The sequence below is a fragment of the Streptococcus sp. bf_0095 genome, assembly GCF_004166885.1.
GTDB lineage: Bacteria > Bacillota > Bacilli > Lactobacillales > Streptococcaceae > Streptococcus.
The window spans coordinates 862,505-884,297 of sequence record NZ_RCYU01000001.1; the positions used below are offsets into that span (position 1 = coordinate 862,505).

The following is a 21,793-nucleotide window of genomic DNA, read 5'->3' on the forward strand; positions in this document are numbered from 1 at the left end:
ATTATTTTTTCAACTCTTCTACTGTTTTAAGGAATTCATCGCCCCGCACTTCAAAATTCGCATACATGTCCCAGCTGGCATTGGCTGGACTAAGCAAGACAATATCGCCTGCATCAGCGAATTCAAAGGCTTTGCGCGTTGCGTCTGCCACATCCGTCGCATCTAGATAGGCCACACCTGCTTGATCCGCTGCCCGTTTCACCCGTTCAGCAGACTCTCCAAGGATGACCATTTTTTTAAGACCGGTAATATCTGGCACCAATTCATCAAATTCATTGCCTCGGTCCAAGCCACCAGCGATTAAGATGACATGAGCGTTATCAAATCCAGACAAGGCTTTTTGGGTTGCTAAGATATTGGTAGACTTACTATCATTGTAGAATTTCACCCCTTCAATTTCAGCCACATACTGCAAGCGGTGCTTCACCCCGCCAAAGGCTGATAAGGTTTCTTGGATCGTTTGATTGTCAATGCCACGAAGTTTGGCCACTGCAATGGTAGCTAAAGCATTTTCTACATTGTGACTACCTGGTACTCCGATTTGATCTGCTCGCATAACGGCTTCACCTCGGAAGTAAAGGACACCATCCTCTAAATAAGCTCCGTCCACCTTTTTTTGAGTTGAAAATGGCACCACAGTAGCCTGCGTTTGCTTAGCCAAATCTTTAGCGAGATCTTGGTTAAAGTTCAGTACCACAAAATCCTTGGCAGTCATATTCTTTTGAATAGCCCATTTTGCAGCTACATAACCTTCGAAGGATCCATGATAATCCAAGTGGGTTGGCATGAGATTAGTAATCACTGCGATTTCTGGATGGAAGGCTTCAATTCCCATCAATTGGAAAGAAGATAATTCCATCACCAATGTGTCTTTAGCTGTCGCTGTTTGAGCGACTTGACTAGCTGGAAAACCAATATTCCCAGACAAAAGACCATTTTGTCCAGCGGCAGTTAACACTTCCCCAATCATGGTAGTGGTGGTTGTCTTTCCATTTGAACCAGTGATGCCGATGATCGGCGCTTCTGAAATGAGGTAAGCCAATTCAACCTCAGTCAAAACAGGGATGCCTTTTTCAAGGGCCCGTTGGACCATGGGATTCGTGTATGGAATTCCAGGATTCTTCACCATCACCGCAAAGTCTTCATCCAAGAGTTCCAGAGGATGTCCTCCTGTCACGACTTTGATTCCTTCTTCCAGCAAACTCTGGGCTGCAGGATTTTCTTCAAAGGCTTTTCCATCATTCACCGTTACGATGGCTCCTAAGCGATCTAGTAAACGTGCTGCAGATTCTCCGGATTTCGCCAATCCTAAAACAAGGACTTTTTTATTTTTAAATGTTTCAATGATGTTCATAGCTTTTTTACTCCAATTTGTTCACCTTCTATTTTACCCTTTTTTAGACAATTTAAAAAGCCTTAAGACAGCAAAAGAAGCAACACCTTACAAAAATGACCTCTTCCCCTTCTTTCATAAAAAAGTCGCCATGATTTTACATCACAACGACTCTATTTCTGGAGTAAAAATCTCCAGTTTATTCTGATTTATCCAAGCGTTTAGAAGACTTGGTTGGCAACCGCGAGATATCAACAAGGGCCAGGTAGCCTACAAAAGCAAGGAAGGCACCAACAAAAAATTCTGAAGGTAATTGGAAGATTTGGAAAATTGCTAAGCAAAGCAGAATCACCAAAGAGACCAATAATACGACCAGGGTTACTACATTCAGAGTTCCTCTAATACTCTTTGGAGCTGCAAAAAGATAAAAAAGGAGGATCAAAATACCTATAATTAAATAAACCATTTTGTCACTCCTTTCTTATTTCTTATTCAGCTGCAGCTGATTTTTTCTTTTTGTTTGCTTTTTCGCGCTCTGCTTTGTTGAGGATTTGCTTACGCAAACGAATAGATTCTGGCGTTACTTCCATGTACTCATCGTCATTCAAGAACTCAAGTGATTCTTCAAGAGTCAAGATACGAGGAGTCTTGATAACCGCTGTTTGGTCCTTAGTAGCTGAACGGACATTGGTCATTTGTTTAGCCTTGGTGATGTTAACGGTCAAGTCATTTTCACGAGAGTTTTCACCGATAATCATTCCTTCGTAAACCTCAGTACCTGGGTTGACAAAGATCGTACCACGTTCTTCGATAGACATGATAGAGTAGGTTGTTGCCTTACCAGTATCGATAGAAACAAGGGCACCACGGTGACGACCACCGATTTCCCCTGGAATCAATGGCAAGTATTGGTCAAAGGTATGGTTCATGATCCCGTAACCACGAGTCATTGACAAGAATTCAGTTGAGTATCCAATCAAACCACGCGCAGGAACAAGGAAGACCAAACGAGTTTGACCGTTACCTGTTGCAACCATATCCAACATTTCACCCTTACGTTCAGAAAGGCTTTGGATGACAGACCCTTGGTATTCTTCTGGTGTGTCGATTTGCACACGTTCAAACGGCTCACATTTCACACCATCGATTTCTTTAATGATAACCTCTGGACGAGATACTTGAAGCTCGTATCCTTCACGACGCATGGTTTCGATCAAGATAGACAAGTGCAATTCCCCACGTCCTGAAACGGTCCATTTATCTGGTGAGTCTGTTGGTTCTACACGAAGAGAAACGTCTGTTTGCAATTCTGCTTGAAGGCGCTCTTCAACCTTACGAGATGTCACCCATTTTCCTTCACGACCTGCAAAAGGTGAGTTGTTGACCAAGAAGGTCATTTGAAGGGTTGGCTCATCGATATGAAGAACTGGAAGAGCTTCAACTGCATCTGTTGGAGTAATGGTTTCCCCAACGAAGATATCTTCCATACCTGATACGGCAATCAAGTCACCTGCTTTAGCTTCTTGGATTTCACGACGTTCCAAACCAAAGAAACCAAAGAGTTTCGTAACACGGAAGTTCTTCGTTGTGCCGTCTAGTTTAGAAAGGGTTACTTGGTCCCCAACTTTTACTGTACCACGGAAGATACGTCCGATACCGATACGTCCTACGAAGTCATTGTAGTCAAGAAGAGACACTTGGAATTGAAGGGGCTCATCTGAGTTATCAACTGGAGCTGGAATGTGGTCGATAATAGTGTCAAAGATTGGCGCCATGGTCTTTTCTTGATCTGCTGGATCATCTGACAAGGAAGATGTTCCGTTGATCGCTGACGCATAAACGACTGGGAAGTCAAGTTGGTCATCATCCGCACCAAGCTCGATGAAGAGTTCCAAGACTTCGTCTACTACTTCTGCTGGACGAGCAGATGGCTTATCGATTTTGTTAACTACAACGATCGGCACAAGGTCTTGTTCCAAGGCTTTTTTCAATACGAAACGAGTCTGTGGCATGGTTCCTTCGTAGGCATCTACGACCAAAACAACACCGTCAACCATTTTCATGATCCGCTCAACTTCTCCACCGAAGTCCGCGTGTCCTGGTGTGTCCATGATGTTGATACGAGTTCCATTGTAGGCAACTGCTGTATTTTTCGCAAGGATGGTGATTCCACGCTCTTTTTCGATATCGTTTGAGTCCATAGCACGCTCTGCCAACTCTGTACGTGCGTCAAGAGTTTCAGATTGTTTCAACAATTCGTCAACGAGGGTTGTTTTCCCATGGTCGACGTGGGCGATAATCGCGATATTACGGATATCTTCTCTTAATTTTGTCATGATTTCCTCTATTGTATTCAAAAATTTATTTTCTAACTGAACGATTATACCACAATTTTAAGCAAATGGCATAACTCAGACAAGTGTAAATGTTTTCATGCTTTCTTTCGAAAACCTTCTTTCTCATTCCCACTCCTAACCACTCTATTCATGAAAATCTTTCACCTCTTTATCCCTTTTCTTCATCCTTTTTCCGAATACTTGTGCTTCTCTCCATTTCATGCTATCCTGTCTTTTATGAGATTAGATCAATTACTGGCCCACTACCAAATTCCCCGCAAAGAAATCAAACAGAGCCTAGCCAAAAAGCAGATCCTAGTCGACGGACTTGCTGCAACAAAATTATCCCAAAATGTGGATACAGGTCTCCAAGAAGTTCGCTGGAAGGATCAGGTCCTTACCGACTGTTCCCATCACTATTTTCTTCTTCATAAACCTCAAGGACTAGTGACGGCTACCAAGGATGCCCAACATCCTACAGTGTTGGACCTCCTCCGAGCAGAAGACCGGACCCCCAAGACCTATCCTATCGGTCGACTGGATCGGGATACGACCGTACTCCTCCTACTCACAGACAATGGACCTCTAGGTTTCCAACTCCTTCATCCCCAATACCATATCGAAAAAAAATACGAGGTAACAGTCAACGGCCCTCTCGAACCCGCTCATATAGAAGAATTTCAAGAAGGAATCACCTTCTTAGATGGGAAAACATGCAAGCCCGCCAAACTAAAAATCCTTAACTCCAGTCCCAAAGAAAGCCAGGCCCTGGTCACCCTGTCTGAAGGGAAATTTCATCAGGTGAAAAAGATGTTTTTATCTGTCGGTGTCAAGGTAACTAGCCTCAAGCGAATCAAATTTGGAGATTTTTCATTAGACCCCGACCTAACAACAGGTGATTACCGCCCCTTGAACCAAGATGAATTACAGATTATTAAAAACTATTTAGAAAACAATTGATAAAACAAAAAAAGCTTTAGTTTTAAAGCTTTTTTGTTTTAGTTAATCCCTGAAAGTTGTGAGATAATTACGATAAACATAACTACAGAAAGCACAATTCCTAAAATAGAGAGAATTTTTTCTGTGGTATAGTCTAGTCCGGATTCTCTTTGATTTGAACTAGCCAAGACCAATCCTAGGATACCCAAAATCGGACCTAATAATGGGAATACAAAAGCAAGGATGATAGATAGGATCCCCATAACAAGTGAGGCGTTATTCTTTTCTTGCAATTTCTAGAAACTCCTTAAAATTAATATCATTTTATGATGGCGCATCAAGCGTCTTTAGCAAAATGTTCCTTGATTTTAATTAGTCTTGACTTTCCCATCCCATGAATCCAAACCATAGGACAAGATATAGATATCTTTATAGCCCTGTTTTTTCAAGAAGAGAGCCGCATTGGTCACACGGGACCCACGACTGTTCTCATAGAGCAAGACTGGTTTATCTTTGCGAAGAGCAGACAGACTCACTTTTAACTGGTTGGAAGGAATATTCCGAGCTCCCAAAATATGCTTAGCGTGGAACTCATTTGGATCACGCAAGTCCACTAATTGGCCTTTGCGGATCAATTCTTCAAACTCTGCATTGTCCACAATTTTTGCAGCACGACGGATACGGAAGTAATTGTAGCCCATCCAGCCAAACATCCCTAAAACAATCAACCATACTAAAATATTTGTTAAACTCACTTTTCTTTTTCCTCTTCTAAATAGCGTAATTCCTGTGCGTGTTCTCTACGTAAGACGGCTTCTGCTTCTAGATAATCCAATTTTTCCATCAGCCCAGCGTCATAGATCCTTTTCAATTCAATCTTCATTAATTCGATGTCGTAAAGTCGTTTTCCGACATAAATAATGATTCCAAATTTTTTCAGAAATTGTTGAACATCGTACAGGGTTTTCATGTGCTTATTCTATCAAATCTTTCAAGTATTTTCAAGATGGCTCCTATTTTATTTACAGGAAACATCTCATCCAAACAAAAATGAGCCTCCCAAGCAAGGAAGGCTCGTTTGTTTATTTTCAGATTACAAACCTGGTGCTTGACCTAATTCAGCGGCAATCATCCAGATATGTTTTTCCAATTCAGCTTTTGCACCAACAAAGATATCGTTGGTCACGTCATCTCCTTCAGCATCTGTGATATCCAAGGCTTTTTGATAAAGACTTACCAAGTAGCGGAAGATAGAAAGAACACGTCCCAAATTTTCTTCCATAGAGCGTTCGAATGAACCTTTTTCTTCTTGGATGTTGCTGTGTTCCAAGAACTCAACCATGCTAGCGTATGGGGCACCACCCAAGGTAATCAAGCGTTCACTCACTTCATCAAGAGTCGCATCCAAGCTTTCCATGTACTCATCCATTTTTGGATGCCATACGAGGAAACCACGGCCACGCATATACCAGTGCACTTGGTGCAAGGCAATATGAGCGACATAAAGATCTGCCACCACTTGGTTGAGAACCGCTTTTGTATCAGTTAAACTCTTGCTTACTTCACTGATTGTTGCAAATGTTGCTACGTCTTTTGCTGCTTCTTTTTTAATTGTTGTCATAACTAAATTCTCCTTTTTTAGAATTATTCTAATTTAGTTATATTATAATCCTTCTAATTAAGAAATGCAAGAGAAAATGCTTAAATAAGAAAAGTTAGAAAATTGTTTCAGTTCTAATCGTTATTCGTCATCTTTTTTACGAATTATATAAGTATGATTAACTTTTATTTTTTTACAGTCGGTGCCTGCATCGCCTCCTTTTTAGGGCTCGTCATTGACCGCTTTCCAGAAAGCTCCATCATCTGTCCGAGAAGCCACTGCGATCGTTGCCAACAGACCTTAAGACCTCTGGACCTGATTCCCATTCTCTCACAAGTACTTTTTCGATTCCGTTGTCGCTACTGCCAGAGTCCTCTTCCTTATTGGTATGCCCTTTTTGAAGGCTGGAGTGGCCTCCTTTTTTTGCTATGCTATCAGGGCTTTCTTCCCATTCCTCATCTCCTGCTTCTGCTTGGCAGTTGTATTTTGGCTATCTATGATTTGCGCTCCATGGAGTACCCTCTCCTTCTCTGGCTAATACTCCACACTCTTTGCCTACTTTGCACCGGTCCTACCCTCTTAATGGGAGTCTTTCTCTTCTTAGGAATTCTATCTTGTCTTTACTCCATTGGCATTGGAGCAGGGGACTTTCTCTTACTGGCTACTTTTTCTTTGACCCTCTCAGCTACCCAAGTCCTCCTAGTCATGCAAGGGGCTTCCCTCATTGGTCTCCTGGTCTTTCTCTTTAAAAAAGAAAAAGACCGGATTCCTTTCGTTCCCTGTCTTTTTCTGAGTTATCATGCTTTACTCTTTTTTACAATTTTTAGCAGATAAGATTGTTTAGTTTGTTGCTTTCGCTTCTAGATAATCTGCAATAGCAGCTACGTCCTTGTCTCCACGTCCAGAAACATTGATGATGATGATCTTGTCTTTGTCCAATTGTGGAGCACGTTTGACCGCTTCTGCAATCGCGTGTGAACTTTCGATGGCTGGGAGGATCCCTTCTGTCTTACTGAGAAGAAGAAGCGCTTGAACTGCTTCATCATCTGTCGCTGCTACATATTCGACACGACCAGAGTCTTTAAAGAAGGCATGCTCTGGACCAACCCCTGGGTAGTCCAAACCAGCAGAGATTGAGTACACTGGTGCTACTTTCCCATCTTCGCCAAAGACAGCATAGGTCTTCATGCCATCGACAACTCCAACAGTCCCCTTGGTCATGGTCGCTGCGTGCTGATCAGTATCCAAACCATGGCCTGCCGCTTCAACTCCGACCAATTTGACCTCTTCATCACCTACATATTGGGAGAAGGCACCAATGGCATTGGATCCCCCACCAACACAGGCAATGACATAATCCGGCAAACGCCCTTCTTTTTCCAAGATTTGGCGTTTAGATTCTTCACTGATCACCTTTTGGAATTCATGCACAATGGTTGGGTAGGGGTGAGGTCCAACGGCAGAACCCAAGACATAAAAAGCATCCAGATCCGCCATCCATGCTCCAAACGCAGCATCAACAGCGTCTTTCAAGGTCTTTGTACCTGTTTCAACCGCATGGACGGTTGCCCCCATCATTTCCATGCGGAAGACATTGAGACGTTGGCGTTCCACGTCTTCTGCTCCCATGTAGACATCACAGGCCATGCCGAACTTAGCTGCTGCAGCCGCTGTAGCCACACCGTGTTGACCGGCTCCTGTTTCGGCAATCACGCGCGTTTTGCCCATGCGTTTGGCCAAGAGGATTTGCCCCAAGACGTTATTCAATTTATGCGAACCTAGGTGATTCAAATCTTCGCGCTTCAAATAAATTTTTGCCCCACCTAAATGCTCTGTCAAACTTTCCGCAAAGTAGAGTGGTGTTTCCCGACCAGAGTAATCTTTCAAATAATGTTTGTATTCTGCGATAAATTCTGGGTCATTTTTGTACTGTTCAAAAGTTGCCTCTAATTGATCCAGCAAGTTTTGAATGGGTTCTGGTACGAAAGATCCACCAAATTGTCCGAAATAGCCTTTTGTTTCTGTCATGATTGTGTCCTCTTTTCTATATTTTCAATCCTGTTTATGATTTTTTCTCTCGCTGGCCCTTTGAGCTGCAGTCTCACTGGATTCCTTTGAGATACAAAAAACCTCACACAGAAAAATCTGTGTGAGGACGATTCGATACCGCGGTGCCACCTCTATTGTAGGAAGCTATTCTTTCTCCTACATCTCTGACCTGTCTAACAACAGGGTGCACGATAAGGTGTGCTCACCGAATTTTTATTGTTTCAAATTCATCATCATAAACGCATCAGCCCATTTCAAGATTCACCACTGCTTGTTCGCAATCACCACAAGCTCCCTGGAAGTGAGAAAAATCCCTACTTTTCTGATGTCTTGAAGCTATTATAGCTTCCTGCCTACAATTTGTCAACCCAAAATTTGAAACCGTCTTCAATCGTTCGGATTTTGTACCAAACTAAGATAGGTTGTCCTTACTTATAGAAGCTTGCAGCCATTTAAAACACAGATAGGCTAGGTAGCCTCCCAGGGTATTGGTCCACAGATCATCTATCTCAAACACCCGATTGAAATCAAATAAAAGGTCTAGGACAATCTGACTGAGCTCAATCCACAAACTCATCCCTAGACTAAAGCAAAGGACGCGTTTCCGAGTGCCTAGCCAAGGCCAGAGCCACAGCAGTTGAAAGACCAAAGGAGATAAGAGAAAAATATTGGCTATATTCTGTACAAACACCTTGATCAGCTGGAGCAGACTGGTCACTTGACCTAGGTTGATGAGAGAATTAAAGGGAATCAGTAATACGACTACGCGACCAAAATGTTGAATCCCAGGTGTTTCCATCCCTGGTTCAGGCTGCTGGGGAAGAAAACACATGAGGCAGAGCAGGACAAAATAGAAGAAACTGCCACCTAGTAGCAGTTGTCTTCCTTTTTTTGTTAATTGCCCTTGTTCTATCAGCCTGTTGTTACGGTTGAGCTTCTTCAACAATGGCTTTCTCCCGGTCTCTCTTCATCGTATTAGAACGCAATTGTCCACAAGCGGCATCGATATCCGTACCATGCTCTTGACGAACCACGCAGTTGACTCCGTTTTTCTTCAAGGTGTCATAGAAGGCCATCACGCGCTCTCTTGGACTCCGGCTATATTGATCATGCTCACTAACTGGGTTGTAAGGGATCAAGTTGACATAAGATAGCTTCTTGATCTTTTTGAGGAGTTCTGCCAATTCCAAGGCTTGCTCAACACCATCATTGACTTCGTTGAGCATGATATACTCGAAGGTCACCCGACGGTTGGTCGTTTCGATATAGTACTCAATGGCCGCAAATAATTTCTCAATCGGGAAGGCCCGGTTGATTTTCATGATGCTAGAACGCAAGTCATTGTTTGGAGCATGCAGGGATACTGCCAAATTGACCTGAACCCCTTCATTGGCAAAATCACGAATCTTATGAGCCAAGCCAGACGTTGAAACGGTAATGTGGCGGGCACCGATAGCCAACCCCTTGTCATCATTGACCGTACGGACAAAGCTCAAGACATTCTTGTAGTTGTCAAACGGCTCACCAATTCCCATCACAACGATGTGGCTGACGCGTTCATCTTGTCCACGTTCGTCAAAGTATTTTTGAACCAACATGATTTGGGCAACGATTTCCCCACTGTTCAAATCGCGTTGCTTCTTGATCAAACCAGATGCACAGAAGGTACAGCCGATGTTGCACCCTACCTGAGTGGTGACACAGACTGACAAGCCGTAGTGTTGACGCATCAATACTGTCTCGATCAACATGCCATCTGGCAATTCAAAGAGGTATTTGACAGTCCCATCTGCCGACTCTTGCACGATTCGTTGTTTCAAAGGATTAATCACGAACTGGTCGTTCAAGGTTTCAATCAAGTCCTTCGATAGGTTGGTCATTTCTTCAAATGACTGGACGCGTTTGCGATAGAGCCATTCCCAGATTTGGGTCGCTCGGAATTTCTTTTCACCATTTTCTTCTGCCCACTCGATTAGCTCTTGTCGAGTCAGGCCATAAATTGAAGGTTTCATCTTATCTCTTTTCTCTCTTTACTTTTGACGGATGACAAAGTGACGGTCTTGCTCACCTTGTGCATCTTTTTTTCTAGACCGCTGACGGTTCTTTTTCTTTGGCTGAGAAGTCTTTTGTTTTTGCTCTTGTTCACGTTCTCGTGGCTGATTTTTAGAACGATTTCGGCGATTTTGACGACCGCCACGCTTAGCAGAACGGTTGCCCTCTTCTTGTTGTTTTGGAGAAGATTTTTTGTCAAAGGATGCTCGACGGGGTTCTGTATTTTCTAGGACAAAATAAGCACAGCCATAGCTACAGTATTCTAGTAAATAATCTTCCAGGCGACTGATTTTCTCTGCATCTGTGACTGGACGTTCCTCTTTATAGAAGCCACGTAGACGCAACTGCTCATTGCTCCAATCACCGACAATGTAATCAAATTTGGTTAAAATCTCTGAAAAACGCTGACCAAAGACCGTCGCATCAAAGGCATCATTTTGGTTCTCAACTAGCTCAAATGTCAATTGTTCTGCTAGCACTTGATTGCCAACCAGACGAAATTCCGGTCCAGGATATTTATTATAATTAAATAATTCAGGGGATATTTCTTTGCGCATAGTCTTCCTTTATTCATACCTTTAGTTGTAACACTTTATTTTATCATAAATCCCTAACTTTAGATAGAATTTCAACGGAAAAGAGAGATTCTGTAAAAAGTCTGACGATTTAATTTACCTTTTCTTCCTGTCCCACCTGGTTAATTTCACCTAACCTCCGTACTCACCTAAGGAAAGTTTTTTAGAAGACTCTATTTTCATTTTGAACGTAAAAAGGAGGCTGGGACAAAGGTCCTAGCCTCTCAATTGTCTTTGGATTGTCGAGCAAGACGCAGTTGTTGAGTGGGCTCTACTACGCTGATTTCATCAGCTTTTACAGCCCTACTCAACTGTGCGGGGGTGGGAAAATTGAAAAGATTTGGGTAACCTTTTCAACTTTTTTATTTTATGAAGTTCTTTTTCACTCCCATGAATGTTCATCGCCAGATGAAAGGGGTAAATGAAGAGTGATTTTCGTATAGCTATTAGGCTTAGAATCAATCTCCATATGATAGCTAGCCCCAAACTGTAACCGCAAGCGTTGATCCACATTTTGCAAACCAACGCCTCCTAGCCTAAGAAGGGTTTGGTCTGTCGACTCAGACAAGGCAAAGCCTCGTCCATTATCGTAAATCGTCAGGACCACTTGTTCTTCTCTGATTTCCGAAGTGACTCGTATCATGCCCGGCCGATCCATCTCCTTGATGCCATGATAGATGGCATTCTCCACTAAGGGTTGTAGGACCAGTTTAGGAAGCTGATAGTCTCCCAACCTTCCCTCTTCTAAAATTTCATAATTCAACTTATCCCCATAGCGTTGTTTCTGAATAAAGAGATACTGGCGCACATGGTCTATTTCGTCCTGAAGCCTAATTTGTTCTTGTCCTTGATTGAGAGCAAGGCGGAAATATTTGGCTAGGGACTTAGTCAGGTCAACCACGCGCTGACCATCATTAAACTCAGCCATCCAGACAATGGTATCCAAGGTGTTATAGAGGAAATGTGGATTGATCTGAGCTGAAAGAGCTCGCAGTTCATAACGTCTTGCGTTTTGTTCCTCTTCTTTAACCAATTGCATAAGGTTTTCAATTTGATCCAACATACGATTAAAGGCTTGAGCAAGATCTACCAGTTCGGGCGATCCCTTGGTAGTCGCCCGCAAGTGGGAATCACCAGCTCCTATTTTCAGAATGACTGCCTGCAAGTCTTGTAGGGGTTTAATCCACAAGCGCAGAATGAACCAGATTCCCAGCCAGCACATGATGAGGACGAGAGCTCCTAAGCCTATAAAGGAATAGAGCATCTGTGACTGAAGCATCTGGAGACCTTCCAGAGAAGCCACTCCAATTAAGGTCCAATCACTCTCTGGTATAGCAATTTGGTAGACAAAGTTCTGCCCCTTTTGGGCATAGCCATCCTTGACAGCAATATAGGGTTGCATGGCCTGCATTTCCCGACTGGAAGAATAGACTGTCTTTTTAGGATGGTAGACAAATTCATGCTTCTGATTGACGATGAAACTAAAGCCTTTTTTTCCTAGTTGGAGATGATCCAGATAAGCCTCTAGACTTTGATAACCAATATCTAGGCGCAAAACTCCTAGATTTTGACCAGAAGCATCCACCACTTCCTGAGTGATAGAAATCACCCACTTGTCCTTCTCTGAAGACAAGGATTCCTTCCGGGCCGGCGTCAAGACAGGAATGGCCCTCTCCTTGATAGCTTCCTGATACCAGCTTTCGTTCATCATATCCGATGAGGTCTTCATGCTAATTTGAGAATCCGTAGCAACAAGGCGTCCATCCTTGGTCACCAAGACAGCCGAAACCAGATCTGGGTCTGTCTCAATAATGGTTTGCATCAGACTTTGAACGGCTTCTGGGCTCACCTCCTTGTCTTGAGCAAACTGACGAACGGTCTCTTCTTTACTAAGGACCGAGGTGGTCTGCTTCAATTTTTTCAGATAGGAGGTGATAAACTGACTACTCTGGTCGATACTATTGCGGGTTGTCCGCTCTGTCAGTTGGCCAATGGTTGCTGAGCTAGTTTGATAGTATAGACTACCGACCAAACCCAAGAGTAAGAGAATGAAGACAAATACATAGACAATCAGCTGAATCAGCAAAGGGTATCGTTTCATTCATGCTCTCCTTTTTTGTATTGTCTTGGGGTTACACCGACTACTTGTTTAAAGCGTTGAGAAAAATAGTTCATATCCTCAAAGCCAACCTGATCTGCAATCTCATAAATCTTGAGATCGGTCGTCAAGAGTAAAAGTTTGGCCTTTTTCATCCGTTCTTGGATCAAGTATTCTTGAAAAGGGAGGCCCAATTTTTTCTTGATTAAGACACTCAGATAAGAGGGACTAAAACCCAGTTGAGAAGCCAAGTCCTTGAGGGTCAATTGGGAATCCGATAAGCGGGAATGAATAGCCTCTTCCAACTCTGTCGAAGGCCTCTGATCCACCAAGGTTTCAACCTGGGCTTTCTTTCGTTCCTCGTCTAGCTTATTCTTGACTTTCCCCAGCATCTCTTCAATATCCGCTTTTGAAAAGGGCTTGAGGAGATAGTCATCTGCTCCGAGTCTAATGGCTTTCCGAGCAAACTCAAAATCATCATAGCCTGTTAGAAAGATGATATGGCAGGACGGAGCTTTCTCTCGGACCAGTTGGGCCAAATCTAAGCCATTCATCTGTGGCATATTGATATCCGTCAAGAGAAGATCAGCCGGTTGTGCTTGAAATTTTTCCCAAGCTATTCGCCCATTCTCCGCTTGGTCAATGACTTTCATCCCAAACTGTTCATAATTCACTAGAGAAGTAAGTCCCTGCCGAACCAGCTCTTCGTCTTCTACAATCATGATTGAATACATGTGTTTCACCTACTTCCCCTTATTATACTCATTATATCAAAGTAGGTCGCAAAAAGTCTCAGACATAGTCCAACAAATAGCCGTAGCCCTTTTCTGCCATCTCTGCTTTAGGAATGAATTTGATTGACAAACTATTGATGCAGTAGCGAAGCCCACCTTTTTCCTTAGGTCCATCAGTAAAGACGTGGCCTAGATGGGAATTTCCTACTCGACTCCGAACCTCTGTCCGAGTCATATTGAAACTTTTATCTTCCTTGTAGGTTGCCACATCGGGACTGATCGGCCTGCTAAAGCTTGTCCAACCACAACCAGAATCAAATTTATCTTTTGAGGAGAAGAGGGGCTCTCCTGTTACGACATCCACATAGATGCCCGCTTCAAACTTATCCCAATAGCGGTTAGAAAAAGCACGCTCTGTATCATTCTCTTGCGTCACTGCATATTCTTCGGGCGATAACTTCTTCTTGATTTCTTCATCGTTTGGTTTTGGATAGCGACTAGCGTCAATAACCGGATAAGAAGCTTGATTCACATCAATGTGACAATAGCCATTCGGATGTTTCTGTAGATAGTCCTGATGGTAGTCTTCTGCCTTGATATAATTAGCAAGTTCTTCTTTTTCTACAGCTAAAGTCTTATCATATTTCTTCGCCACCTCTTCAAATACTTGGTTTATGGTTGGCAAATCTGCTTGATCGGTGTAATAAACTCCTGTCCGATATTGACTACCCTGATCATTTCCCTGACGGTTTTTTGATGTTGGATCAATAATCCGGAAATAGTGTAGAAGCAATTCTTTCAGAGAAACCTTCTTGACATTATAGGTGATGTGTACCGTTTCAGCATGCCCTGTTTGGTTGACCAGTTCATACTTGGTGGTATCCCCTTTTCCATTGGCATAACCTGATTCGGCATCAATGACGCCTGGAACACGGGAAAAATACTCTTCCACACCCCAGAAGCAACCACCAGCTAGATAGATTTCTCGTTGGTCTTCTGGATTGACTTTTTCTTCCTTCTTTTTGTTTGCTACTGGTGTCTGACTCATGGATGCTTTTTTGATCTGCTCAGTCGTCGCATCTGATGTATCCAAAGTCATGGATCCTTTGATAAGGAAAAAGAGTCCAAAACAAAGCAGGCCCACTAAAAGAACGGAAATGAGTTTCCATTTTGTTTCCATTTTATGTCCTCCTTACTTCATTTCTTTTAGAGTCTGGACGATGTCTTCCTTACTCATATAGCCGATATGGGTCTTGGCGAGAGTTCCATCGCTCGCAATAAAGAGAGCAGATGGATAAGAGCGAATCCCATACTCTTTGAGTAAGTCGCCCTTACTATCCATCAAGACTGGGAAATCCTTGTAATCCAAAGACTGGTACCAGTTTTTGAAATCTGCTTCCGATTTTTCACCATTAAAGGTTGGAGCTACAACGGATAAGACCACATAATCTTTCCCCTCCTCTGCCTTTGCTAAATCATTTGTGTCACCTAATGTTGAAAGACAGATTGAGCACCAGGAAGCCCAAAACTTGAGATAGACTTTCTTCCCTTTGTAATCTGATAAGCGGTAGGTCTTGCCGTCTACTCCTTGCAGGCTAAAATCCTGAACCTTCTTGCCAACTTGCTCTGAACCTCCCGTTTTGGCTGTCTGCTTAGTCTCGCTTTTATTGGATGACTCCATCCCCTGGCCGGAGCAGGCCCCTAACAATCCTACACAGAAAAGTCCTGTCGCTATTAAGGCTATTTTTTTCATGTCTTCCTCCTCTTCAAATAGGGAGAAAGTCGCCCAAGCAGACGACTTCCTCTTCCTATTGTCCTTTATTGGTCTGATTTCATGTCAGATGAGTCACTCATGTCGTCCTTCATCTCTGAATCGCTCGATTTCATCTCATCTTTTTTCATATCGTCCTTCATTTCAGAACTGCTGTCAGACATCATAGATGAATCTTTCATATCTTCTTTTTTCATTTTATCATCGGACATGGATGAATCCTTCATATCGTCCTTCTTCATCATACTACTATCGTCCGTTTTTTTCATATCTGAATCAGATTTTTGTCCAGAACAAGCTGCTAAAGTGACGATGCTAAGTGTAGCAATGGTAAGTGCAAGAATTTTTTTCATGATTTTTCTCCTTTAATCATTCAAGATTAGTGAAACAGGGATGCTAGGCTGTTGAGATTGCCCAGCATGAGCAAGATGCCCATCAAGACGATGAGAGCACCACCGATTTTTTTCAAGGTCCCCATATGGGGCTTGAGTTTTGCAAAATGTTGTAGACCCCAGCTAGAAGCTAGAGCCAAGACTAAGAAGGGTAGCGCCAAGCCTAATGTATAGACCAGCATCAGGAGAGCGCCTTGTAAAGCCCCATCTCCTCCAGAAGCGACAATGGCTAAAACAGAGCTCAATACAGGTCCGACACAAGGAGTCCACCCAAAACTAAAGGTCACTCCAATTAGAAAGGCATTGAAAAATTCGTTGCGTTTTTCGTCCTTCTTCAGTTGGATACTCTTTTGTTTTTGGAGTTGCTGAAGATTAATGAGGCCCATCTGATGGATTCCCAATAAGATGACAATCCCTCCTAGTAGGTAACGGAACCAGGGAGCATAGAGTACCTGACCCAGGGCACCCGCACCATAACCTAGGATGAGAAATACGGTTGATAGACCAGCAATAAAACAGAGGGTCTTGACCAAACCATACCAAGAAATATCTCTTCCAAAAATATGCACCGTTTTTTCATGCTCAGAATCCAATAAAATCCCTACATAGACTGGCATCAGTGGTAAAATACACGGGGAGAAAAATGATAGAACTCCCGCTAAGAATACTGAAATGGAAAACAAACTGGTTTGAATCATTTCAACTACCTCCCTTACTTTCTGACACTAGTATAAAGAAAAAATCTCTCTAAAAATAGAGAGATTGATATGCAAAAACTTGAATTTGATTGGGAGATGAATATTCCGATCTACCAACATCAGCTCATACTTTCAAGTACAAACTATGTCGAGCAAGCTACTTTAATTCTTTTTCAAATAATCAATAGCATCCTGCAAGGTTTTGACAGGGACAATTTTCATCTTGGTCTTAATTTTCTTAGCTGTTTCTACCGCTTCGTCGTAGTTGCTCTTAGCATTAGGATTGTTCTTTTTAACTTCCTCTGTCACCGGATTATCAGGGGCAAAGAAGATTTCAGCACCAGCGCGATCAGCTGCCACGACTTTCTTATCCACTCCACCGATGTCTCCGACAGTCCCATCATGGTTAATGGTCCCTGTCCCCGCGATGTGGCGTCCCTGACGAAGGTCTGGATCCGCTACTTGGGTATAGATGGACAGACTAAACATCATCCCTGCACTTGGCCCACCGATGCCAGCTGTCGCAAACTCAATTGGCACGTCGCTCTTCACTTCTGTCCGGTCGATCAAGCTGATCCCAATCCCATTCTTGCCATTGACCAACTTAATAATCTTTCCTTCAGCTGTCTTGGTCTGGCCATCTTCTGTGTAGGTTACTGTGACCTTGTCCCCAATTTTTTGGGAACCAACATACTCGATGAGTTCTTTTGAGCTCTTGAAAGTTTTGTCATTCACAGCCGTAACCGTGTCCGCAATATTTAGAACACCCTTAAAGGTAGAGTCTTCTGCTACTTGCATGACATAGACACCTAGGAATTCCATCTCTGTCTCTTTTCCGGCCGTTTTCAATCCTTGGTATTTGGCAGTATTTTGAGAGGTTTCCATATAAAATTGATTGATCCGGAAAAATTCCTCACTGGAACTACCGCCCGTCATTTCTTTTTCAGAGTGGATATCTGTAAAAGGAGTCACCCAGGCATAGACTATATCCGAGAAGGTCGCTTGCTTGACGGCAACAGTGACAAAATCATACGAACCGGATGCTTCATCATTTTTCTGGTTGACGCGCATCACTTGGCGAATATCTTCTGAACTCCCTGGCATTTCCAGATAGTAGGGTAGGGGAACAAAGAAAGCTAGCAAGGCCAAAATCAGAAGCAAGGTCCCAATAATCGGCCAACGATAGGTTCTCCACACACTATCTTTTTTGCGTACAGGTTCAAATGGGCTTTCTGCTAGCTGAGCCCTTTGTTTCTCAAATTCATTCATTCCTTTTATTTCATCTCCTTTATAACACTCTCTGGGACATAGGCACTGACATCTTGCTGAAAGGTCAGCAACTCGCGAATTCTCGTCGAGCTCAAGGCCTGGTACTGGGGCTGGGCACAGAGATAGATAGTCTCAAGCTCTGGAGCCAGCTGGTGATTGAAGTAGTCCATGTTACTTTCATAGAGGAAGTCTTGGCTATTGCGCAAGCCTCGAACCAAGCTCGTCACCCCATACCGTCTAGCCACCTCTACTGCCAACTCTGCCTCTGAGGTGATGACTCTTACATTGGACAAATGAGCCACAGCCTCTGTCACTATGGCCTCTCTTTGCTCAATGGTAAAATAGCCCTTCTTCTCATGATTAAAGAAGATGCCTACATACAAGTGATCAAACAAGCGACTAGCTCGCTCTATCAAATCCAAGTGTCCCAAGGTCATTGGGTCAAATGAACCTGTAAATAATCCGATTTTATCTGACATAAACCGTCACCTTACTAATTCCGTAGATTTTTTCTTTCCAGATTCCTAGACAAGCAATCTCCTCAGGCAAGTCCACTGCCTTGTCTGTCTCACAGACGACCATGACCTCTTCTCCCAGCAAGTCTCGTTCAGCCAAGGTTTCAATATCGGCTACGATCTGCTCCTTGGCATAGGGGGGATCCAGGAAGACAAGGTCAAAGGTCCCCTGCAATTGGCTGAGAGCTTGGTGAGCCTCCATCTTCAACAATTGAAACTTGTGGCTTTCCTTGGTCATTTGGATATTGCTGGCAATAATTGCTTGGGCTCTGCGATCTTTCTCGACCAAGACAGCCTGCTCCATCCCCCGCGATACCGCTTCGATGGACAAGCCTCCTGAGCCAGCATATAAATCCAAGACCCGCCCCCCATCAAAATAAGGACCGATCATATTAAACATAGCCCCTCTCACCTTATCTGAAGTGGGCCTCGTTGTCTTTCCTTCGAGCGTCTTAAGAGGACGCCCTCCATAGGTACCTGATACAATCTTCATAGAGATTATTATATCAAAATTTGGATAAAAGATACAAAAACACCCACCCTCCCCAATCTGATATCTGCTCAACCAAATCCCTTTCGCTATCAAAGAAAAATCCTATCACTTTTCTCTTGAAGTCCGAATTTATTTTTGCTATACTGTATGTAACTTTTAAAACGTTACATAGGAGAATGCAGATGTTTGATGCAAAAAAATTAAAAGACCGGCGACTTGATCTCGGCCTAACCCAAGCCCAGGTCTACGAATCCTTAGAGATTAGTCGCAAGACCTACTCTAGTTGGGAGAATGGCTTAGCAGAGCCACACGATAAAAACCTCAGGAGGTTGGCCAAGCGCCTCTCCGTTAAAGAGGACTACTTTGTCGACAAGAGCTCAGCGCTTTTCACCTACCCTTTACTAACCCCACCTCATCAGAAAAAGGTCGATCTCTTGGCCAGCCAACTCTTAGCAGAGCAAGAAAAGGTGGTCTCTTTGGTCCCTTACCGTGTCCTCTCTATCGACTTGGCAGCTGGACATGGTCATACCTTTTATGACAATGAGACCGACTACGAGACCGTTTATTTTGACCAAGAGATCCAACACGACTTTGCCTCTTGGGTCTCTGGAGATTCGATGGAGCCAAGCTATCCAAACGGTTCCGTTGCCTTGATGAAACAAACCGGATTTGACTATGATGGAGCGGTCTACGCCCTCATGTGGAACGGGAAGACCTATATCAAAAAAGTCTATCGGGAAGAGGAGGGCCTCCGCCTAGAGTCTATCAACCCAGCCTATGATGACCTTTTTGCTCCCTACGAAGATGAACCAAAAATCGTCGGTATCGTGGTTGGCCACTTCCTCCCTCTGGAGGTCTAGACATGCTTTTTGATTATTCACGTGAGCCAAAGTCTGATATTGCTTTTGTGGATATGAAAAGTTTCTATGCCAGTTGTGAGTGCGTCCGCCTCGGCCTCAATCCCTTGACGACGTCTCTTTGTGTCATGAGTCGGAGCGACAATTCTGCTGGCCTCATCTTGGCCAGTTCCCCCGTTTTTAAGCAGGTCTTTGGGAAGAAAAATGTCGGGCGCAGCTACGATCTGCCCTTTGATCTCAAGACTAGGAAATTCAATTACTACCTGGCCCGTAAGCAAGGTCTACCTACAGATCCAGCCTTTGTCCACTATATCGAAAGTTGGGCCAAGCGCACCTTTATCGTTCCTCCTCGCATGAATGCCTATATCCAGGTCAACATGGAAATCCAGCAAGTCTTTCAAGAATTTGCTGCTCCAGATGACATCTACCCCTATTCCATTGATGAGGGTTTTATCGATTTAACCAGCTCTCTCAACTACTTTATTCCTGATCCTCAGCTAGACCGACGCTCCAAGCTAGATCTTCTTTCTGCTCGGATCCAAAAGCGCATTTGGCAGCAAACTGGGATCTATGCTACTGTCGGGATGAGCAATGCCAATCCGCTCCTGGCCAAACTGGCTCTAGACAACGAAGCCAAGCACCAGAAAACCATGCGAGCTAACTGGTCTTACGAAGAGGTCCCCAGCCGTGTCTGGCAGATAAAAAAACTAACTGATTTCTGGGGGATTGGCCATCGAACAGAAAAACGCCTGAACAAACTAGGCATTCACTCCATCTATGAGCTGGCCCAAGCCAATCCAGACCAGCTCAAAAAAGAATTTGGAGTCATGGGCGTCCAGCTCTGGTTTCATGCCCATGGGATCGATGAAAGCAATGTCCATCGCCCCTATCGGCCAAAGTCTCACGGTCTAGGAAATTCGCAAATCCTTCCCCGTGACTACCACTGCCAAAGCGATATTGAATTAGTCTTTCGGGAGATGGCCGAGCAGGTCGCTATCCGCTTGCGTCGGGAAAAGAAAAAGACCCAATTGGTCTCCATCCATGCTAGCTACTCCAAACAGGAACAGCTCCCCTCCATTCACTGCCAGCGAAAGATTGAACCGACCAACTCTACCGCTCAATTAGCCAAGGAAGTCATCCAGCTCTTTCGTTCCCACTACCAGGGAGGAGCCATCCGGCAGATTGGAGTCTTTTATGGGAAGCTCGTAGAGGAGAGCTTCCAGCTGATCTCCTTATTTGATGATCCTGAGCAAACTCAAAAAGAAGAAGCCCTCCAAGAGACCATTGACCACATCCGTGACCGATTTGGCTTTGCTTCTCTACAGAAGGGCTCTGCCCTATTAGAAAATTCGCGCGCTCTGGCTCGAAGCAAATTGACCGGAGGCCACTCTGCAGGAGGTTTAGATGGCTTAGCATGATCGATCGTTCTTATCTCCCCTATCAGTCGGCACGGGACTTCCAAGACCGGGGCATGGCCAAGTGGGCTGGCTTCTTCCTTTCTGAGCATTCGACGGCCTTACAAACAAACCACCTCTCCCTAGAAGAGCTTCGCCTCCTCTCAAACGAAGAAATCCGTCACCTCCTCGAGCAGGCTTACCAGCAAAAGACCTACCTCTCCCTCTCTAGCCTCCAGGACAATCAAGTCACCGTCTACTACGGCCAGGTCTATACCTTAAGCCCTTCCGAGGTCCTTATTAAAAATGGCCAGCACTACCACTCTCTCCTTCTTTCGACTATTTTTTCTATTGAACCAGGAGATTCTAGCTATGAAACCAGCCCTGAATAAACACGAACTCCAATTCGATTATTTTTCAGACAATTACCAGCAGTTCGAGCATGATTTTTACCGCTTGGCAACGACTGCGACCCCCTTGGTCTTTTTAGAAGATGACCTGCTCCGTTCCATGTCAACAGGCCAGCGCAACTATTTCAGACTCCACCATACCCAGAGTCGCGATCATCGTGACCACTACTTTCACTTTCGCGTCTCCACCCATCCCCAATCTCCACTGACACGGATTTATACCTACCTAGGCCACAGCCCCACCACAGAATACAAAGCAACCTCCTAGAAAACTAGGA

At 43.9% G+C, this 21,793-nt stretch carries 26 protein-coding genes and 1 other annotated feature; of the genes, 6 read left to right on the forward strand and 20 right to left on the reverse strand.

All coding sequences use genetic code 11. From position 1 onward, the window contains the following. Position 1: 1 nt before the first annotated feature. The 3 genes from murD to typA form a co-directional block, all read right to left on the reverse strand. Positions 2-1,354 carry a UDP-N-acetylmuramoyl-L-alanine--D-glutamate ligase gene (gene murD / locus EAI95_RS04425; RefSeq protein ID WP_023022461.1) on the reverse strand — a complete coding sequence of 451 codons (1,353 nt, stop codon included), beginning with the start codon at positions 1,352-1,354 and terminating at the stop codon, positions 2-4. Between the two features lie 178 nt (positions 1,355-1,532). Beyond that, a complete protein-coding gene (locus EAI95_RS04430; RefSeq protein ID WP_023026447.1) occupies positions 1,533-1,799 on the reverse strand; it encodes a DUF3165 family protein in 267 nt (88 codons plus the stop codon). Positions 1,800-1,821: 22 nt separating this feature from the next. Continuing rightward, positions 1,822-3,669 (reverse strand): translational GTPase TypA, encoded by a 1,848-nt coding sequence (gene typA, locus EAI95_RS04435; RefSeq protein ID WP_129822300.1) that lies wholly within the window; start codon positions 3,667-3,669, stop codon positions 1,822-1,824. Between the two features lie 237 nt (positions 3,670-3,906). Between typA and EAI95_RS04440 the strand changes: the two genes are divergently transcribed. Continuing rightward, positions 3,907-4,629, forward strand: coding sequence for a 16S rRNA pseudouridine(516) synthase (locus tag EAI95_RS04440; protein WP_129822301.1), 723 nt, complete (start codon positions 3,907-3,909; stop codon positions 4,627-4,629). A 38-nt stretch (positions 4,630-4,667) separates the two neighbouring features. Here the strand turns inward: EAI95_RS04440 and EAI95_RS04445 are convergent, their stop codons facing one another. The 4 genes from EAI95_RS04445 to EAI95_RS04460 form a co-directional block, all read right to left on the reverse strand. Next, positions 4,668-4,901, reverse strand: coding sequence for a hypothetical protein (locus tag EAI95_RS04445; protein WP_129822302.1), 234 nt, complete (start codon positions 4,899-4,901; stop codon positions 4,668-4,670). Positions 4,902-4,976: 75 nt separating this feature from the next. Then, positions 4,977-5,321 carry a rhodanese-like domain-containing protein gene (locus EAI95_RS04450; protein WP_048715847.1) on the reverse strand — a complete coding sequence of 115 codons (345 nt, stop codon included), beginning with the start codon at positions 5,319-5,321 and terminating at the stop codon, positions 4,977-4,979. Positions 5,322-5,359: 38 nt separating this feature from the next. Next, complete coding sequence (locus tag EAI95_RS04455) at positions 5,360-5,578, reverse strand: YqgQ family protein (RefSeq protein WP_006596794.1); 219 nt, start codon at positions 5,576-5,578, stop codon at positions 5,360-5,362. Positions 5,579-5,701: 123 nt separating this feature from the next. Next, a complete protein-coding gene (locus EAI95_RS04460; protein WP_006596795.1) occupies positions 5,702-6,229 on the reverse strand; it encodes a Dps family protein in 528 nt (175 codons plus the stop codon). A 153-nt stretch (positions 6,230-6,382) separates the two neighbouring features. On the opposite strand from EAI95_RS04460, the gene EAI95_RS04465 reads away from it, so the two are divergent. Further along, positions 6,383-7,042, forward strand: a complete 660-nt coding sequence (locus EAI95_RS04465; RefSeq protein WP_129822303.1) for an A24 family peptidase — start codon at positions 6,383-6,385, stop codon at positions 7,040-7,042. Positions 7,043-7,048: 6 nt separating this feature from the next. Here the strand turns inward: EAI95_RS04465 and trpB are convergent, their stop codons facing one another. The 13 genes from trpB to rsmD form a co-directional block, all read right to left on the reverse strand. Continuing rightward, positions 7,049-8,236 carry a tryptophan synthase subunit beta gene (gene trpB, locus EAI95_RS04470; protein WP_048715800.1) on the reverse strand — a complete coding sequence of 396 codons (1,188 nt, stop codon included), beginning with the start codon at positions 8,234-8,236 and terminating at the stop codon, positions 7,049-7,051. A 120-nt stretch (positions 8,237-8,356) separates the two neighbouring features. After that, positions 8,357-8,592 (reverse strand) — a binding site (T-box leader). Between the two features lie 77 nt (positions 8,593-8,669). Then, entirely contained in the window at positions 8,670-9,203 is a 534-nt protein-coding gene (locus EAI95_RS04475) for a VanZ family protein (RefSeq protein WP_173018603.1), read from the reverse strand. Continuing rightward, positions 9,181-10,269 carry a 23S rRNA (adenine(2503)-C(2))-methyltransferase RlmN gene (gene rlmN, locus EAI95_RS04480; protein ID WP_006596799.1) on the reverse strand — a complete coding sequence of 363 codons (1,089 nt, stop codon included), beginning with the start codon at positions 10,267-10,269 and terminating at the stop codon, positions 9,181-9,183. The genes EAI95_RS04475 and rlmN overlap by 23 nt, the downstream gene beginning before the upstream one ends. A gap of 18 nt (positions 10,270-10,287) precedes the next feature. Beyond that, entirely contained in the window at positions 10,288-10,866 is a 579-nt protein-coding gene (locus EAI95_RS04485) for a YutD-like domain-containing protein (protein WP_129822304.1), read from the reverse strand. A gap of 400 nt (positions 10,867-11,266) precedes the next feature. Further along, entirely contained in the window at positions 11,267-12,985 is a 1,719-nt protein-coding gene (locus EAI95_RS04490; protein ID WP_129822305.1) for a sensor histidine kinase, read from the reverse strand. Then, complete coding sequence (locus EAI95_RS04495) at positions 12,982-13,716, reverse strand: response regulator (protein ID WP_129822354.1); 735 nt, start codon at positions 13,714-13,716, stop codon at positions 12,982-12,984. Before EAI95_RS04495 ends, EAI95_RS04490 begins: the two co-directional genes overlap by 4 nt. 58 nt (positions 13,717-13,774) lie before the next feature. Beyond that, positions 13,775-14,896, reverse strand: a complete 1,122-nt coding sequence (msrB, locus tag EAI95_RS04500) for a peptide-methionine (R)-S-oxide reductase MsrB (protein WP_129822306.1) — start codon at positions 14,894-14,896, stop codon at positions 13,775-13,777. A gap of 12 nt (positions 14,897-14,908) precedes the next feature. Then, positions 14,909-15,469, reverse strand: a complete 561-nt coding sequence (locus EAI95_RS04505) for a redoxin domain-containing protein (protein WP_129822307.1) — start codon at positions 15,467-15,469, stop codon at positions 14,909-14,911. 65 nt (positions 15,470-15,534) lie between these two features. Beyond that, positions 15,535-15,840: a hypothetical protein gene (locus EAI95_RS04510; protein ID WP_129822308.1), complete on the reverse strand. Its 306-nt coding sequence runs from the start codon at positions 15,838-15,840 to the stop codon at positions 15,535-15,537. Positions 15,841-15,866: 26 nt separating this feature from the next. Beyond that, entirely contained in the window at positions 15,867-16,577 is a 711-nt protein-coding gene (gene ccdA2, locus EAI95_RS04515) for a thiol-disulfide oxidoreductase-associated membrane protein CcdA2 (protein ID WP_129822309.1), read from the reverse strand. Positions 16,578-16,739: 162 nt separating this feature from the next. Further along, positions 16,740-17,774, reverse strand: a complete 1,035-nt coding sequence (locus EAI95_RS04520) for a SepM family pheromone-processing serine protease (RefSeq protein WP_193775107.1) — start codon at positions 17,772-17,774, stop codon at positions 16,740-16,742. 77 nt (positions 17,775-17,851) lie between these two features. Then, entirely contained in the window at positions 17,852-18,325 is a 474-nt protein-coding gene (gene coaD / locus EAI95_RS04525) for a pantetheine-phosphate adenylyltransferase (RefSeq protein ID WP_129822311.1), read from the reverse strand. After that, positions 18,315-18,854: a 16S rRNA (guanine(966)-N(2))-methyltransferase RsmD gene (gene rsmD / locus EAI95_RS04530; RefSeq protein WP_129822312.1), complete on the reverse strand. Its 540-nt coding sequence runs from the start codon at positions 18,852-18,854 to the stop codon at positions 18,315-18,317. Before rsmD ends, coaD begins: the two co-directional genes overlap by 11 nt. Positions 18,855-19,036: 182 nt before the next feature. Between rsmD and EAI95_RS04535 the strand changes: the two genes are divergently transcribed. The 4 genes from EAI95_RS04535 to EAI95_RS04550 are packed head-to-tail and all read left to right on the forward strand — an operon-like array spanning position 19,037 to position 21,783. Next, a complete protein-coding gene (locus EAI95_RS04535; protein WP_129822313.1) occupies positions 19,037-19,714 on the forward strand; it encodes an XRE family transcriptional regulator in 678 nt (225 codons plus the stop codon). Positions 19,715-19,716: 2 nt separating this feature from the next. Next, on the forward strand, positions 19,717-21,129 hold the full coding sequence (locus tag EAI95_RS04540) for a Y-family DNA polymerase (protein WP_129822314.1): 1,413 nt from the start codon (positions 19,717-19,719) through the stop codon (positions 21,127-21,129). Then, positions 21,126-21,497, forward strand: a complete 372-nt coding sequence (locus EAI95_RS04545) for a hypothetical protein (RefSeq protein WP_129822315.1) — start codon at positions 21,126-21,128, stop codon at positions 21,495-21,497. The genes EAI95_RS04540 and EAI95_RS04545 overlap by 4 nt, the downstream gene beginning before the upstream one ends. Then, complete coding sequence (locus EAI95_RS04550) at positions 21,478-21,783, forward strand: DUF5960 family protein (protein WP_123160002.1); 306 nt, start codon at positions 21,478-21,480, stop codon at positions 21,781-21,783. The genes EAI95_RS04545 and EAI95_RS04550 overlap by 20 nt, the downstream gene beginning before the upstream one ends. Positions 21,784-21,793 lie beyond the last annotated feature (10 nt).

Bases quoted from the DNA above. Each gene is read 5' to 3' on its own strand.
- trpB (WP_048715800.1), bottom strand. From the start codon at position 8,236: ATGACAGAAACAAAAGGCTATTTCGGACAATTTGGTGGATCTTTCGTA.
- EAI95_RS04485 (WP_129822304.1), bottom strand. From the start codon at position 10,866: ATGCGCAAAGAAATATCCCCTGAATTATTTAATTATAATAAATATCCT.
- msrB (WP_129822306.1), bottom strand. From the start codon at position 14,896: ATGGAAACAAAATGGAAACTCATTTCCGTTCTTTTAGTGGGCCTGCTT.
- EAI95_RS04440 (WP_129822301.1), top strand. From the start codon at position 3,907: ATGAGATTAGATCAATTACTGGCCCACTACCAAATTCCCCGCAAAGAA.
- EAI95_RS04455 (WP_006596794.1), bottom strand. From the start codon at position 5,578: ATGAAAACCCTGTACGATGTTCAACAATTTCTGAAAAAATTTGGAATC.
- EAI95_RS04535 (WP_129822313.1), top strand. From the start codon at position 19,037: ATGTTTGATGCAAAAAAATTAAAAGACCGGCGACTTGATCTCGGCCTA.
- murD (WP_023022461.1), bottom strand. From the start codon at position 1,354: ATGAACATCATTGAAACATTTAAAAATAAAAAAGTCCTTGTTTTAGGA.
- EAI95_RS04510 (WP_129822308.1), bottom strand. From the start codon at position 15,840: ATGAAAAAAATTCTTGCACTTACCATTGCTACACTTAGCATCGTCACT.
- EAI95_RS04545 (WP_129822315.1), top strand. From the start codon at position 21,126: ATGATCGATCGTTCTTATCTCCCCTATCAGTCGGCACGGGACTTCCAA.
- coaD (WP_129822311.1), bottom strand. From the start codon at position 18,325: ATGTCAGATAAAATCGGATTATTTACAGGTTCATTTGACCCAATGACC.
- EAI95_RS04550 (WP_123160002.1), top strand. From the start codon at position 21,478: ATGAAACCAGCCCTGAATAAACACGAACTCCAATTCGATTATTTTTCA.
- ccdA2 (WP_129822309.1), bottom strand. From the start codon at position 16,577: ATGATTCAAACCAGTTTGTTTTCCATTTCAGTATTCTTAGCGGGAGTT.
- EAI95_RS04450 (WP_048715847.1), bottom strand. From the start codon at position 5,321: ATGTTTGGCTGGATGGGCTACAATTACTTCCGTATCCGTCGTGCTGCA.
- EAI95_RS04465 (WP_129822303.1), top strand. From the start codon at position 6,383: ATGATTAACTTTTATTTTTTTACAGTCGGTGCCTGCATCGCCTCCTTT.
- rsmD (WP_129822312.1), bottom strand. From the start codon at position 18,854: ATGAAGATTGTATCAGGTACCTATGGAGGGCGTCCTCTTAAGACGCTC.
- EAI95_RS04460 (WP_006596795.1), bottom strand. From the start codon at position 6,229: ATGACAACAATTAAAAAAGAAGCAGCAAAAGACGTAGCAACATTTGCA.
- EAI95_RS04430 (WP_023026447.1), bottom strand. From the start codon at position 1,799: ATGGTTTATTTAATTATAGGTATTTTGATCCTCCTTTTTTATCTTTTT.
- EAI95_RS04505 (WP_129822307.1), bottom strand. From the start codon at position 15,469: ATGAAAAAAATAGCCTTAATAGCGACAGGACTTTTCTGTGTAGGATTG.
- EAI95_RS04490 (WP_129822305.1), bottom strand. From the start codon at position 12,985: ATGAAACGATACCCTTTGCTGATTCAGCTGATTGTCTATGTATTTGTC.
- EAI95_RS04495 (WP_129822354.1), bottom strand. From the start codon at position 13,716: ATGTATTCAATCATGATTGTAGAAGACGAAGAGCTGGTTCGGCAGGGA.
- rlmN (WP_006596799.1), bottom strand. From the start codon at position 10,269: ATGAAACCTTCAATTTATGGCCTGACTCGACAAGAGCTAATCGAGTGG.
- EAI95_RS04540 (WP_129822314.1), top strand. From the start codon at position 19,717: ATGCTTTTTGATTATTCACGTGAGCCAAAGTCTGATATTGCTTTTGTG.
- typA (WP_129822300.1), bottom strand. From the start codon at position 3,669: ATGACAAAATTAAGAGAAGATATCCGTAATATCGCGATTATCGCCCAC.